Source organism: Streptomyces sp. DSM 116795, assembly GCF_055792905.1.
On sequence record NZ_CM147707.1, the window covers coordinates 5836453 to 5850604 of the forward strand.

Genomic DNA, 14152 nt, shown 5'->3' on the forward strand with positions numbered 1-14152 from the left:
TTGCCGTCACCTGCCGTGGCCTGCCGTGCCGTGGCCTGGCCACGACGCCCCGTTCACCGCGTTCCCCGTTGACCGTGTTCCCCGTTGACCGTGTCCCCGTGCATCGTCCGCCTGTGCTTCTGCCCGTCCGGGTGGCCGCTGCGCGTCATCATGCCCGGCTGTCCGCACGCCGCGGGTGACAGGCCGTCGGCGGACGGTGCCGGTCACCCGGACGGTACTGTCGGCGGCGATGGACAAGACCCTGATCGTCACCAACGACTTCCCGCCGCGACCCGGCGGTATCCAGGCGTTCCTGCACAGCATGGCGCTGCGCCTGGATCCCTCCCGCGTCGTCGTCTATGCCTCCACTTTCAAGCGGAGCCGTGCGGGAGCCGAGGAGACCGCACGGTTCGACGCCGAGCAGCCCTTCACCGTCGTACGCGACCGCAGCACGATGCTGCTGCCCACGCCGCGGGTGACACGGCGCGCGGTGGAGCTGCTGCGTGAACACGACTGCGGCTCGGTCTGGTTCGGCGCCGCGGCGCCGCTCGGGCTGATGGCGCCGGCGCTCCGGCGTGCGGGTGCCGGGCGCCTGGTGGCGACGACGCACGGGCACGAGGCGGCGTGGGCCCAACTGCCCGTTTCCCGGCAGCTGTTGCGCCGCATCGGCGAGGGCACGGACGTCCTGACCCACCTCGGCGAGTACACGCGGTCGAGGATCGCCCGTGCTCTCACGCCCGAGGCGGCGTCCCGGATGGTGCAGCTGCCGCCCGGCGTCGACGAGAAGACCTTCCACCCCGGTTCCGGCGGCGACTTGGTGCGCGAGAGGCTCGGCCTGAGCGGCCGGCCGGTGGTCGTGTGCGTCTCCCGGCTGGTGCCGCGCAAGGGCCAGGACACCCTGATCCGGGCGATGCCGCGGATTCTCGCCGAAGTGCCCGACGCCGTACTGCTGGTGGTCGGCGGTGGCCCGTACCGCGGTGACCTGGAGAAGCTGGCGGCGGCGACCGGGGTGGAGCGCTCCGTACGCTTCACCGGGGCCGTCCCCTGGGAGGAGCTTCCCGCGCACTACGGCGCGGGCGACGTGTTCGCCATGCCGTGCCGCACCCGCCGGAGAGGGCTGGACGTGGAGGGCCTCGGCATCGTCTATCTGGAGGCGTCCGCGACCGGACTGCCCGTCGTCGCGGGCGACTCGGGCGGAGCACCGGACGCCGTGCTGCAAGGGGAGACGGGCTGGGTAGTACGCGGCGGAGCCCCCGGAGAGGCCGCCGACCGCGTGATCACACTCCTGAAGGATCCCGCTCTGCGCGCCCGCATGGGGGAGAGGGGCAGGGAGTGGGTCGTGCAGCGGTGGCGCTGGGACATGCTCGCGGAGCAGCTGAAGGCGCTGCTCTAACGGGGCCTGCGCATTGAGTGACCGGCGTGACCGGCGTGACCGGCGGGCCCCGCCGGGCCGTGCTCGCATCCGGCGCGCCCTCAGACGTACAGAGCCTCGATCTCGTCCGCGAAGTCCTTGGCGACCACCCCACGCTTGAGTTTCAGGGACGGCGTGATGTGTCCCGACTCCTCGCTGAACTGGACCTTCAGCACACGGAACTTGCGTACCGACTCCGCCCGCGAGACCAGGGCGTTGCCCCCGTCGACGGCCACCTGGAGCTCCGCGAGCAGCTGTTCGTCGCTCAGCAGCTCCTCGTACGAGAGCTCCGTCTTGCCGTGTTTCTCGGCCCACCGCGGCAGGAACTCCTCGTCGACGGTGAGGAGCGCGCCGGCGAAGGGACGGCCGTCGCCCACGACCATGCACTCGGCGACCAGCGCGTGCCCCCGGATGCCGTCCTCGATGACCGACGGCGCGATGTTCTTGCCGGCCGCGGTCACCAGGATCTCCTTCTTGCGCCCGGTGATGGCCAAGTAGCCGTCGGCGTCGAGGGTGCCCAGGTCGCCGGTGTGGAACCAGCCGTCGGCGAGCGCTTCCTGTGTGGCCTGCTCGTTGTTCCAGTAGCCGGTGAAGAGGTGTTCGCCGTGCAGCAGCACCTCCCCGTCGTCCGCGATGCGAACCACGGAGCCGGGCAGCGGCTGTCCGACGCTGCCGATCTTCTGCCGGTCGTACGGGTTGAAGGCCGTCGCCGCACAGGACTCCGTGAGGCCGTAGCCCTCCAGCACGGTGAAGCCGATGCCCCGGTAGAAGTGCCCCAGCCGCTCGCCCAGGGGCGCGCCGCCGGAGATCGCGTGAGTGGCGAGCCCGCCCAGCACGGCGCGCAGCTTGCTGTACACGAGCACGTCGAACAGCTTGTGCCGCAGCTTCAGCCGGCGCGACGGACCCGAAGGGTCGTCGAGCGCGCGGCTGTAGGCCGTCGCGGTCTCCGCCGCCTTGTCGAAGATCTTGCCCTTGCCGTCCGCCTGGGCCTTCGCACGCGCGGAGTTGAAGACCTTCTCGAAGACGCGGGGCACACCGAGGATCATCGTCGGCCGGAAGGCGGCCAGTTCGTCCGTCAGGGACTTCACGTCCGAGACATGGCCGAGCTTGATCGGCGCCATCACCGCCGCGACCTGCACCAGCCGTCCGAAGACATGGGCGACGGGAAGGAAGAGCAGCACCGAGGACTCGCCCGTACGGAACATGGGGCGCAGCCGCTCGACGACATTGCCGCACTCGGCGAAGAAGCTGCGGTGGGTGAGCACGCAGCCTTTGGGGCGGCCGGTGGTGCCGGAGGTGTAGACGATGGTGGCCGGGGAGTCGGCGTGCGCGCTGGAGGAGCGGACGTCGACCGTCGCGTCGTCCACCACGGCACCGGCCGCGGTGAGCTGCTCGACCGCGCCCGTACCGGCGGCGTCCGTACCGAGAGCGTCCGTACCGGCCGCGGCCGGCTGCGGCTCGATCTGCCAGACGTGGGCGAGAGCGGGCAGCCGGTCCCGTACGGACTCGACAGCCCGGGTGTGGTCCTCCGTCTCGACGACGCAGGCGACCGAGCCCGAGTCGCCGAGGATCCAGGCGATCTGCTCCGGCGAACTCGTCTCGTACACCGGGACGGTGACGGCGCCGGCGCTCCAGATCGCGAAGTCGAGCAGCGTCCACTCGTAGCGCGTACGGGACATCAGGGCCACGCGGTCGCCGGGCTGGACACCCACTGCGATCAAACCCTTTGCGGCAGCCTGCACTTCGGCCAGGAAAGCGGCGGCGCTGACGTCTGCCCACTCTCCACCCTGCTTGCGTGCGACGACGGCGACATCTGGATGCTGAGCCGCGTTGCGGCGGATGAGATCCGTCAGATTGCCGTCGGCCGGCACCTCGTAGAGTGCCGGAAGGCTGAACTCGCGCAAGACTCTTGCTCCTCGTCGCGGCCGGAGGACGGCGACCGTGGGGGCGGCCTCCGATGGCTCGGATCCAGGGCCGCGGGAAGGCCCCGGATGTCTGACGGCCCGGACGTTACCCACGAGTAGGGTCAACGGGGTAGGGGGTTGCACTGAGATGTCTGATGCGTCACACGACTCGGGGGTGCCGCGGGGGCGTCGCCCGAAAGCGTAGTCCACGCACGCGGTGAGGGGGAAGTAACCGCAGGTGGGGAGGGGCCGGAGCGGGGGTGCCACGCAGGCGGTCCTCCGCTCTAGGGTGTGGCCATGCGAGTCCACGTGGTCAGCGATGTGCACGGAAACAGCCGCGACCTCGCGACGGCCGGCGAGGGCGCCGACGCGCTCGTCTGCCTGGGAGATCTCATCCTCTTCCTCGACTACGCCGACCACTCCCGCGGCATCTTTCCCGAACTGTTCGGAGTCGAAAGCGCGGACCACATAGTGGAGTTGCGCACAGCCCGCCGCTTCGCCGAGGCCCGCGAGTTCTCCCGCAGGCTCTGGGCGGGGGTCGACAGGGCGGCGGCGACGGAGCGGGCCGTCCGCAAGCAGTACGCCGAATTGTTCGCGGCCTTCCCAGCGCCTACGTACGCGACGTACGGCAACGTCGACATGCCGCCGCTGTGGCCCGAGTACGCGCGGGAGGGCACCACCGTCCTGGACGGCGAGACGGCCGACATCGGCGGGCTGCGCTTCGGCTTCGTGGGCGGCGGGCTGCGGACGCCCATGCGCACTCCGTACGAGATCGACGACGAGACGTATGCGGCGAAGGTCGAGGCGCTCGGCGAAGTCGACGTGCTGTGCTCGCACATCCCGCCCGAGGTACCGGAGTTGTGCTACGACACCGTCGCGCGCCGCTTCGAGCGCGGCAGTGAGGCCCTGCTGCGGGCGGTCCGCTCCGTGCGGCCGCGCTTCCACCTCTTCGGGCACGTGCACCAGCCGCTGGTGCAGCGGATGCGCATCGGTCCCACCGAGTGCGTGAACGTGGGCCACTTCAACGCGACCGGGACGCCCTGGGTGCTGGAGTGGTGAGACGCGTCGCCATGCCTTGCGGGCGCCCCTGCGCGGACGAGGCCGGTACGTCCCGTGGCGGACACGCGCGGTAGCCTGCCAGCGGGAATCGGGGGCCGCGCGCAGCATATGGAGGAGCCACGGCGATGGCGGAACACACGAGCTCGAACATCACCATCGATGCGGCCCCGGCGGCCGTGATGGGAGTGATCTCCGACTTCGCCCGCTACCCGGAGTGGACGGGCGAGGTGAAGGAGGCCGAGGTCCTCTCCGAGGACGCGCACGGACGGGCCGAGCAGGTGAGGCTGCTGCTGGACGCGGGCGCCATCAAGGACGAACACACCCTGGCCTACGAGTGGATCGGCGAGAACGAGGTCCGCTGGTCGCTGGTGAAGTCCCAGATGCTGCGCGAACTGGACGGCGTATACCGGCTGGTGCCGGTGGCCGGGGGCGAACGTACCGAGGTCACCTACCAGTTGACCGTCGACGTCAAGATCCCGATGCTCGGGATGATCAAGCGCAAGGCCGAGAAGGTCATCATCGACCGCGCGCTGTCCGGTCTGAAGAAGCGGGTCGAGTCGGGCGGTGGCGCCGGCACGGACGCGGACGCCGCCAAAGGCTGACGCGCGGGTGCACGGGCACGGGGAGGACGGCCGCCGCGTACCGGGGCCGCGTGGCGCACCGGAGAACCGGGGCGTACCGGCGGACGGTGAAGTACCGGAGGGCACGGGCGTACCGGGGGCCGCGGAAGAGGGCCGGGGTGCGGCGAAGGACGCGGAAGGGCCGGCGGGCCGGGGTGCGGCGGAGTCCGGTGCCGGCTCCGGCGGACCGGAGCCGTTGACGCTGCTGGTCACCGGCACGGGAGGTTCCGGACGTACGACCGTGGCCGCCGCGAGCGCCGTCGCCGCCGCCCGGAGCGGCAGGCGGACCCTGCTGCTGAGCGGAGAGGACTCAGCGACGCTGCAAGCCGTGCTCGGCATGCCGGACGGGACCGTCGGGACCGTCCGGGCTCTCGGCGCCATGGGCACCGCCGATCTGGCCGGCGCGGTGGTGCCGGGGACCGGCGGGCTGCTGCACGCCGCCCGTACCGACTCCGGTGAGCACTTCCGGGATGCCGCGGTCGCCCTGCAGGAGCGGGGCCGCAAGGTGCTGGACATGCTGGGCTCGGAACCGCTGGACGGGGACGAGTTGACCGAACTGCCCGGCGCGGGCGCCTTCACGCTGCTGAGCGCCGTGCGGGCCGCCCACGCCGCGGGGGGATGGGACACCCTCGTCGTCGACCTTCCGCCCACGCCCGTCGCGCTGCGCACCCTGGCGCTGCCCGCGCAGCTGCGCCGCTATCTGCGCAGGCTGCTGCCCGCCGAGCGCCAGGCCGCGCGGGCCCTGCGGCCCGCGCTCGCACAGCTTGCCGGCGTACCGATGCCCACGGACGCGCTGTACGCCACCGCCGCCCGCTGGGACGTCGAACTCGCCGATGTGCAGGGCCTGATGGAGTCGCCCGGCACCACCGTGCGGCTCGTCGCGGAACCCGGCCCGCTCGCCGCGGAGGCGCTGCGTCTCGGCCGCGCCGGACTGGGGCTGTACGGACTGCCGTTGACGGCGGTCGTCGCCAACAGGGTGATTCCGTCGGGCAGTTCGGACCCCTGGACGGCATCGCTGTCCGGGCAGCAGCAGACGGTGCTCAAGGCGTGGCGCGAGGAGTGCGGGGCGGAAGACGTGCCCGTCCACGAGCTGCCGCATCTGGGACGGGAACCGCGCGGCGCCGGTGATCTGCTGCGCCTCGCCCCGGAGACGGCCGGCACTGACGACCGGACCGGCGGCACTGACGAGCGGGCCGACGGCACGACCGGAGCCGCCGGAGCCACCCGAGCCACCGGCACGATCGGCTCCGCCGGTGCCGTCGAGGACCGGCTGGCGCAGGACGGCCTGCTGGTGTGGCGGCTCGCACTGCCGGCGGTGCGCAAGGAGGAGCTGGATCTCGTACGGCGCGGGGACGAGCTGATCCTCGGCGCCGGACCGTACCGGCGGGTGTTCTCCCTGCCCTCCGCGCTGCGCCGGTGCAGGGTCGTGGGGGCCTCGCTGGACGGGGGCGAGCTGCGAGTGCGCTGCGCTCCCGACCCCGCCCTGTGGCCGGACGGTACGGGCCGCTGACGCGGGTGCCGCCGGCGGCACCCGCGTGACCTCCCGGCCCGGTCCAGGGCTCCGGCGCCCTCTCCGCTGCCCTGCCGTTCGGGTAACGTCGGACACGAGTCGTCTTCCCTCCTCTCCGCCGTAGGAGCGCCGCCATGAGCGATGCCGCCGAGTCAGAAGCGCCGGAACCGCCGGACGGCGACGCCTGGGCCACAGCCTGCGAGGAGGACCTCGCCGCCGAGAGGGCCCGCCGGCGCGCGGAGCACGGACCGCAGTACGGCAGCGCCGCCGAGGAGCTGAGGCGCCTCGCGGACGCCGTGTCCGAGAAGGTGGCCGAGCTGGGCAGGCCCCTGGGCGGCACGATGGCCACCGCCGCCGCGCAGGGCATGGCACAGCAGCTGATCGCGCAGGCCAGGGCGGCCATCGAGCCGGTCGTCGAGCGGAACCCGCAGGTCTTCGACCATCTCGCCGCCGCCGGAGGGGAACTGCTCGCCGCCTACCGCGCGGCCGTGCAGGAAGCGGAAGGACGCTGGACGGCAGGCTCCCAGGGCCCCTCCGGAACCTCCGGCACCTCCGGTACGGGTACGGGCGACCCGGCCGGGCAGCGCGGGAGCATCGCGTCCGGGCCGTCCCGCCCCTCCGGTACGTCCGCCGGAATCGAGCGGATCGACCTGGACAAGGACCCGGGAGAGACCGGAGAAGGGGGAGGGGCCGGAGAGGCCGGGCGGCCGGACGCCGACGGCCCTGACGGGCCAGGCCCGGGGAGCGACGGTCCCGGCAGGCCCTGACCGGACGCCTGAACGGATGCCCGACCGGATGCCCTGACCCCCAAGCCCCCTGCCCCCGCGCGGGATCGGGCGGTGCGGCCCCTCCGGTACGGTGTTGCGCAGCGGGGCAGGACCGGAAAAACCGAGGGACTAATGGGACTCACTATCGGCGTCGACATCGGCGGCACCAAGATCGCGGCCGGCGTGGTCGATGAGCGCGGGACGATCCTGGAAACCAGTACCGTTCCGACGCCGCCCACGGCGGACGGCGTGATCGACGCCATCGGCGACGCGGTGCGTGACGCCAGCGCCGAGTACGAGGTGGACGCAGTCGGCATCGGCGCGCCCGGCTATGTGGACGACAAGCGGGCGACCGTGCTCTTCACCCCGAATCTGACGTGGCGGCACGAAGCGCTCAAGGACAAGGTCGAGCAGCGGATCGACCTTCCGGTCGTGATCGAGAACGACGCCAACGCCGCCGCCTGGGGCGAGTACAAGTTCGGCGTCGGCACCGGCCACGAGGACGTCGTCTGCATCACCATCGGCACGGGCCTCGGCGGCGGAGTGATCATCGGCGGCAAGCTGCACCGCGGACGCTTCGGCGTCGCGGCCGAGTTCGGGCACATCCGGATGGTGCCGGACGGCCTGCTCTGCGGCTGCGGCAACCAGGGCTGCTGGGAGCAGTACGCGTCGGGCAGCGCGCTCGTGCGGTACGCACGGCAGCGCGCCACGGCCACACCGGAGAACGCCACGATCCTGCTCGGGCTCGGCGACGGCACCCCGGAGGGCGTCGAGGGCAAGCACATCAGCGAGGCCGCCCGCCGCGGCTGCCCCGTCGCCGTGGACTCCTTCCGGGAGCTGGCGCGCTGGGCCGGAGCCGGCCTGGCCGACCTGGCCTCGCTCTTCGACCCGGGAGCGTTCATCGTCGGCGGCGGCGTCTCGGACGAGGGCGATCTGGTGCTCGACCCGATTCGTAAGTCCTACCGGCGCTGGCTGGTCGGCAGCCGCTGGCGTCCGCACGCCGAGGTGCTCGCGGCCCAACTGGGCGGCAAGGCGGGCATGGTGGGCGTCGCCGATCTCGCCCGGCAGGGCTGAGCGCCGGGACGAGGATCGGGCGACGGGTGAAGCGGAACGACCGAGGAATGTGAGAGCCGCGCCGATGACGCTGGCGGATCTGCCCGCGGGACGTACCGAGCCTGACGGTTCGGCAGTCGTCCGTCTGCTCAGCTACAACATCCGTTCCATGCGGGACGACCGGAAGGCGCTCGCCCGGGTCATCCGGGCGTGCGCCCCCGACGTGGTGTGCGTGCAGGAGGCCCCGCGCTTCTTCCGCTGGCGCAAGCACGCCGCGTGGCTCGCACGCGAGTGCGGGATGGTCTACGTGACGGGCGGGGCGCCCGCAACCGGGCCGATGATCCTGGCGACGCTGCGGGCCACGGTCCTGCGCACCGAGGACGTGCTGCTGCCTCACACACCCGGCCTGCACAGGCGGGGCTTCGCCACCGCGGTGCTGCGGTTCGGACCCGCCGCGAAGCTCGGTGTGCTCAGCTGCCATCTGAGCCTGCAGACGGACGAGCGGCAGGCACAGGGGCGCAAGCTCCTCGACCGTCTCGCGGTCCTGGGCACACCGCACACGGTGGCGGCGGGGGACCTCAACGAACGCCCCCGGGGCCGTACTTTCCGCTCGCTCGCCGCCGAACTGCAGGACGGCTGGGCCGTGGCGCCGTGGGGCGGCGAGTACACCTCGACGCCGCTGCAGCCGCACCAGCGCATCGACGCGGTGCTGGCGTCCGAGGGTGTGGAGGTGCTCGGCTGCGGCGTCCCGGACGGCCTGGCCGGCGTCTCGCCGGCGGATCTGCGCACCGCCACGGACCATCTGCCCGTACTGGCCGCGCTGCGTGTGCCGCCGGAACCGGCGGCCTGACCGGACGGGGCACGGTCACGGTCACGGGCATGACCGGGCAGGGGCACGCGTCTCACCCGGCAGTCCGCTCGGGACCTGATCGGACGGGACGGGACGGCGGCTCACACCACGGCGCCGCGCCCCGGGTCGTCCCAGTCGTCCTCGTCCCGGCCGTCCCGCATCCGGGCCACCAGCGTGGCGAAACCGCCCAGGAAGCCGCCGATGCCGAGCGTTCCGATCCACCACGTCAGATCCTGCTGCAGAAGGACCGTGAAGATCAGCAGCAGCGGTCCGCCCAGCACGGCGAGCCACGCGAACTTCCCTGTCGTGTCGGCCTGCGGCAGCGGCGGCGGCTCCGGCGGGACGAAGTGGCCCTCGTCGTCCTCCTCGCCCTTGCCGCCCGGCTCGTCGTCGGTGGCCGGGAGGCTCCAGTCGCGGGGGCCCGAGCCGGCCGAGTAGACCGTGAAGCTGCGCACCGAGGTGCCGCCCTCGTCGCCCTCGCTGTCACCGTCGGGACGAGGGCCGGGCGCGGGGCGCGCGGCCGTGCCGGTGCGTGCGTCACCGCCGGGCTCCGGCGCCGGTGCCATGTCATCGGCCTCAGGGTGATCCCCGTACGAGGCGACGATCTGCTCCCAGGCGGCGTTCTCGTCGAAGGGCACGGGCGTCTCCCCGTCGTCGCCCTCGCCCCGGCCGGGCCTCTCGTGGCCGATTCCGTCCTGGCCGGGCCCGTCCTGGCCGGGTTCTTCGCGGCCGCGCTCCTCGCGGCCGTGTCCCGGGTGCTCCGGGTGCTCCGGGTCGTCCTCGCCGTGGCCGTGGTCCTCCGCGCCGGGGTTACGCTCCATCGCTTGCCGTCTCCGTCTTCTGAGCTGCGAGCCGGGTGATGAATCCGTAGGAGTCCGCGAAGATGCGCTCCGCGTCGTTGTCCAGTGTGGCCACGTGGTAGCTGTCCTCGAGCACGGTCTCCGTCACGTCGTCCGAGGAGACCTTGCTGAGCACCAGGGCAGAGTCCGTCGGCGGGACCACGTGGTCCGTCCTGCTGTGCATGACCAGCAGCGGCTGTGTCACCTGTGGCAGTTCGCCGAGCACACGGCGGAAGAAGTCCCGGGCCGAGTAGGCGGCATGGGTCGGCACCCGCTCGTAACCCACCTCCCTGGCACCGGGCTTGGCGATGTCGCTCGTGATGCCCTTCGCCGAACGCAGGACGAAGCGCCCCAGCGGCAGCGCGTACCCCTGCATCCGCGGGAAGGTCACCGCGGGATTGACCACGGCGACGCCGCTCACCGCGTCCCCGTGCCGTGCCGCCAGCCGGAGGGCGAGGGCTCCGCCCATGGACAGACCGCAGACGAAGACCTGTTCGCAGCGCCCCTGCAGCATGCGCAGCTCGCGGTCGACGGTCGCGTACCAGTCCTGCCAGCCCGTCACGGCCAGGTCCTCCCAGCGTGTGCCGTGCCCCGGCAGCAGCGGAAGGGAGACCGTCAGCCCTTTCGCGGCCAGATGGTCGGCCCACGGACGTACGGACTGGGGGGAGCCGGTGAAACCGTGGCACACCAGGACGCCCGTCTCCGATCCGTCATGGCGCATGGGCTCGGCCCCGGGAAGGATGGACACGTCGGCCTCCAGCCGGTCGTCGTCGAGTCGGTCGGCGCTGTGAAGGTGGTGCCAGTGCCCCTCCCGGCAGGCTTTGCCCTGTCGGGCAGACATTGCCGGTCACGGCACCAGCTTCCGCGGCGCCCGCTCACGAGCGGGCCGGTGCCAGCCTACGCGTGGGGGATGGACGCCGGGTAGTTCAGCACTGCCCGACGCAGGAGCGCTGCTTCCGTGCGGGCGAGATAGGCTCGCCGTACCGGAATCAGGAGGTCCTCGGCTTGTTCTACGGAGCGATGAAACTGTCGGTAGGCAACGGGCTCAAGCTTGCCTTCCGGCCATGGGTGGAGGGGCTTGAGCACGTGCCCGTGGAAGGGCCTGCGATTCTCGCCAGCAACCATCTGTCCTTCTCGGACTCCTTCTTCCTCCCCGCGGTGCTCGACCGCAAGGTCACATTCATCGCCAAGGCCGAGTACTTCACGTCGCCGGGTGTGAAAGGGAAGCTCACGGCGGCCTTCTTCAAGGGCGTCGGGCAGCTGCCGGTGGACCGCTCGGGCGTGCGCGGCGCCGGGGAGGCGGCGATCCGAAGCGGGCTCGAAGTGCTCGCACACGGCGAGCTGTTCGGAATCTACCCCGAGGGCACGCGCTCGCCGGACGGCCGCCTCTACCGCGGCAAGCCGGGCGGACTGGCGCGGGTCGCGCTCCGTTCGGGGGCACCGGTCCTGCCCGTGGCGATGGTCGACACCGAGAAGATCCAGCCACCGGGGCAGGTCGTGCCCAAGCTGATGCGCCCGGGCATCAGGATCGGCAGGCCGATGGACTTCAGCCGCTACCAGGGCATGGAGAACGACCGCTTCATCCAACGGGCCCTCACGGACGAGGTCATGTACGAGATCATGAGGCTGTCCGGCCAGGAGTACGTCGACATGTACGCCACCGCCGCCAAGCGTCAACTCGCCGACGAGGCCAAGCGGAAAGCGGAGGCGGAGAAGGCCGCGAAGGAAGCCGGGCGGGAGACGGAGAAGCAGGCCGCCGGCCGGGACGGCGGCGAGGACCCGGCGGCCCCCGGGAGTTCGGCGAGTTCGGCGAAGGGCGCCGCCGGGCAGCCGCACTCCTCCGGGAGGAGGCCGGCGGGACCGGCCGCCAGGCTCGCGGCGGCCCGGCGCAAGCGGAGCGAGCGCGACCGGGCGGCTTAGACAGACGCAGCACAACGAACAGGGGGCGGGCCGGTACAGATGGTCCTGAGAACGTCCGTGGAACGGCCGCTTTGGCGGGCGCTGCTCGGCTACCGGCTGCTGGCCCTCGGCTATGCGCTCTCGGTCTTCGCCTGGGCGTACGGGCGTCTCGCCCATCCGCTTGCGGGCGCGCTCTATCTGACCGTGCTGACGGTCTGGACGCTGGCCACCATCCCCAGGGTCCTCTCCGCGCGGCGCTGTACGAACGGCTTCCTCGCCGTCGACATCACCCTGGCCGTCGCGGGCATCCTCGGCTCCGTCTACGTCGACGCACACGGCAGCATCGGCCCGACCCTCCCGTCCATCTGGGTCGCCGGGCCCGTGCTGGCCTTCGCGATCAAGGGCGGCTGGCGCTGGGGCGCCCTCGCCGCGGTGGTGGTCGGGATCGCCAACATCCTCGAACAAGGCGCAGTCACCCGGCCCACGCTGCACAACGTGCTGCTGGTGTGCGTGGCGAGCATCGGCATCGGCTACGTCATCGAAGTGGCCAGGGCGAGTGAGCGGACCCTCGCCCACGCCCTCCAGATCGAGGCGGCGACCCGTGAACGGGAGCGGCTGGCCCGGGACATCCACGACAGCGTGCTCCAGGTCCTCGCCATGGTGCAGCGCCGGGGAACCGCGATCGGCGGCGAGGCAGCGGAACTGGGAAGGATGGCCGGGGAGCAGGAGGTGGCGCTGCGCAGCCTCGTATCGCGTGAGACGGTCCCCGCTCAGACCGTCTCGGCACCGGACGCGGGAGGCGGTACGGCAGCCCGTGCCGGTGGCGGCGCCCGCGGAGGCGCAGGTGCGGAGGCTGAGTCCGACGGCATGTCCGAGTGCGACCTGCGCGCGCTGCTCTCGCCGTACTCGGGTGCCCGCGTCACGTTCGTCGAGCCGGGGGCGCCCGTAATGCTGTCCGCCGCGGCCGCTCAGGAGGTGGCGGCCGCCGTCAGTGCCGCCCTGGACAATGTGCGGCAGCACGCGGGCGGACCGGACGGCGCACAGGCGCAGGCGTGGATCCTGCTGGAGGACGAGCCGGACACGGTGCTCGTCACCGTGCGCGACGACGGCCCCGGGATCCGGGAAGGAAGGCTCGCGGACGCGGAGGCCGAAGGCAGGATGGGAGTCGCGCTCTCGATACGGGGGCGGCTGCGGGACCTGGGCGGCGGCGCCGAGCTGGTCTCGGTTCCCGGTCAGGGCACCGAGGTGGAGCTGCGAGTGCCGAAGCGGTCGGGGAGCCGCGTGAAGTGACGAAGGAGAGACGGCGGGGGCGATGACGGACACGAACGGCGACGCGGCGGACTCCGCGACGGACGCCCGGACGGGCAGCTCTGCGGACGGCGTCAGGGACGGCATGGGCAGCGCCGCGACGGACGTCGCGAAGGCCCAGGCGGACACCGCGGGCAGCGCGGAGGGTCAGCAGGCGGCCCCGGTGAAGGTGATGGTCGTCGACGATCACCCGATGTGGCGGGACGCGGTGGCCCGCGACCTGGGCGAGGCGGGCTTCGACGTGGTCGCCACTGCGGGCGACGGCCCCCAGGCCGTACGCCGCGCACGCGCCGCCGCCCCCGACGTGCTCGTACTGGATCTGAACCTGCCCGGCATCCCCGGGGTCGAGGTGTGCCGCCGGCTGGTCGGCCCCGGTTCCGGGCTGCGCGTGCTGGTGCTCTCCGCGAGCGGCGAGCACGCCGATGTGCTGGAGGCGGTGAAGTCCGGGGCGACGGGCTATCTCGTGAAGTCGGCGAGCATGGAGGAGTTGCAGGAAGCCGTGCGCCGAACCGCTGTTGGCGACCCGGTCTTCACGCCCGGCCTGGCCGGTCTCGTACTCGGCGAGTACCGCAGGCTCGCTTCGGATCCCGCACCCGCCGCCGGCTCCGGCGAGCCTGCGGCGCCGCGGCTCACCGAGCGGGAGACCGAGGTGCTGCGGCTCGTCGCGAAGGGCCTGGGGTACCGGCAGATCGCCGAACGCCTGGTCATCTCGCACCGCACCGTGCAGAACCACGTGCAGAACACGCTGGGCAAGCTCCAGCTCCACAACCGGGTCGAACTGGTGCGGTACGCGATCCAGCGCGGCCTCGACGAGGAGTGATTCCGCTTCCCGGCCGGCCCGCGCCCCGTAACTGATCGGAAAACGTCTCCGCGCCCGGTCCCTCGTGATGTGGATCACCGCTAGCGTGGCGGCAGTTGCGTACAGGCCGTGCAGCGCAGTGCGCGTGCGGCGA

The 14152-nt window shown here is 72.3% G+C and carries 12 protein-coding genes and 1 pseudogene; 10 read left to right on the top strand and 3 right to left on the bottom strand.

Going from position 1 to position 14152, the window contains the following annotated elements; genetic code table 11:
• Positions 1 to 229: 229 nt before the first annotated feature.
• Positions 230 to 1372, top strand: a complete 1143-nt coding sequence (locus ACSMXX_RS25155) for a glycosyltransferase family 4 protein (RefSeq protein ID WP_473180972.1) — start codon at positions 230 to 232, stop codon at positions 1370 to 1372.
• Positions 1373 to 1452: 80 nt separating this feature from the next.
• On the opposite strand, the gene ACSMXX_RS25160 is transcribed toward ACSMXX_RS25155, so the two are convergent.
• On the bottom strand, positions 1453 to 3294 hold the full coding sequence (locus ACSMXX_RS25160; protein WP_473180973.1) for an AMP-dependent synthetase/ligase: 1842 nt from the start codon (positions 3292 to 3294) through the stop codon (positions 1453 to 1455).
• A 297-nt stretch (positions 3295 to 3591) separates the two neighbouring features.
• Between ACSMXX_RS25160 and ACSMXX_RS25165 the strand changes: the two genes are divergently transcribed.
• The 6 genes and pseudogenes from ACSMXX_RS25165 (at position 3592) to ACSMXX_RS25190 (ending at position 9153) form a co-directional block, all read left to right on the top strand.
• On the top strand, positions 3592 to 4353 hold the full coding sequence (locus ACSMXX_RS25165; RefSeq protein WP_473180974.1) for a metallophosphoesterase family protein: 762 nt from the start codon (positions 3592 to 3594) through the stop codon (positions 4351 to 4353).
• A 125-nt stretch (positions 4354 to 4478) separates the two neighbouring features.
• Positions 4479 to 4955 carry an SRPBCC family protein gene (locus ACSMXX_RS25170; protein ID WP_473180975.1) on the top strand — a complete coding sequence of 159 codons (477 nt, stop codon included), beginning with the start codon at positions 4479 to 4481 and terminating at the stop codon, positions 4953 to 4955.
• Positions 4956 to 4962: 7 nt separating this feature from the next.
• Positions 4963 to 6483, top strand: coding sequence for an ArsA family ATPase (locus ACSMXX_RS25175; RefSeq protein ID WP_473180976.1), 1521 nt, complete (start codon positions 4963 to 4965; stop codon positions 6481 to 6483).
• A gap of 134 nt (positions 6484 to 6617) precedes the next feature.
• Positions 6618 to 7139: pseudogene (locus tag ACSMXX_RS25180) on the top strand (DUF5304 family protein); the annotation flags it as partial.
• 243 nt (positions 7140 to 7382) lie between these two features.
• On the top strand, positions 7383 to 8324 hold the full coding sequence (locus ACSMXX_RS25185; RefSeq protein ID WP_473180977.1) for an ROK family glucokinase: 942 nt from the start codon (positions 7383 to 7385) through the stop codon (positions 8322 to 8324).
• 64 nt (positions 8325 to 8388) lie between these two features.
• Positions 8389 to 9153, top strand: coding sequence for an endonuclease/exonuclease/phosphatase family protein (locus ACSMXX_RS25190; protein WP_473180978.1), 765 nt, complete (start codon positions 8389 to 8391; stop codon positions 9151 to 9153).
• A gap of 101 nt (positions 9154 to 9254) precedes the next feature.
• Here ACSMXX_RS25190 and ACSMXX_RS25195 read toward each other — a convergent pair whose 3' ends face one another.
• Complete coding sequence (locus tag ACSMXX_RS25195; RefSeq protein WP_473180979.1) at positions 9255 to 9974, bottom strand: hypothetical protein; 720 nt, start codon at positions 9972 to 9974, stop codon at positions 9255 to 9257.
• Positions 9964 to 10740 carry an alpha/beta hydrolase gene (locus ACSMXX_RS25200; RefSeq protein WP_473184953.1) on the bottom strand — a complete coding sequence of 259 codons (777 nt, stop codon included), beginning with the start codon at positions 10738 to 10740 and terminating at the stop codon, positions 9964 to 9966. Before ACSMXX_RS25200 ends, ACSMXX_RS25195 begins: the two co-directional genes overlap by 11 nt.
• 272 nt (positions 10741 to 11012) lie before the next feature.
• Here ACSMXX_RS25200 and ACSMXX_RS25205 point away from each other — a divergent pair, with 272 nt between their 5' ends.
• From ACSMXX_RS25205 to ACSMXX_RS25215, 3 genes are all read left to right on the top strand, one after another.
• Positions 11013 to 11912: a lysophospholipid acyltransferase family protein gene (locus ACSMXX_RS25205; RefSeq protein ID WP_473180980.1), complete on the top strand. Its 900-nt coding sequence runs from the start codon at positions 11013 to 11015 to the stop codon at positions 11910 to 11912.
• A gap of 39 nt (positions 11913 to 11951) precedes the next feature.
• Complete coding sequence (macS, locus tag ACSMXX_RS25210; protein WP_473180981.1) at positions 11952 to 13181, top strand: MacS family sensor histidine kinase; 1230 nt, start codon at positions 11952 to 11954, stop codon at positions 13179 to 13181.
• Positions 13182 to 13371: 190 nt separating this feature from the next.
• Positions 13372 to 14019, top strand: coding sequence for a response regulator (locus ACSMXX_RS25215; protein WP_473184954.1), 648 nt, complete (start codon positions 13372 to 13374; stop codon positions 14017 to 14019).
• Positions 14020 to 14152: the final 133 nt, after the last annotated feature.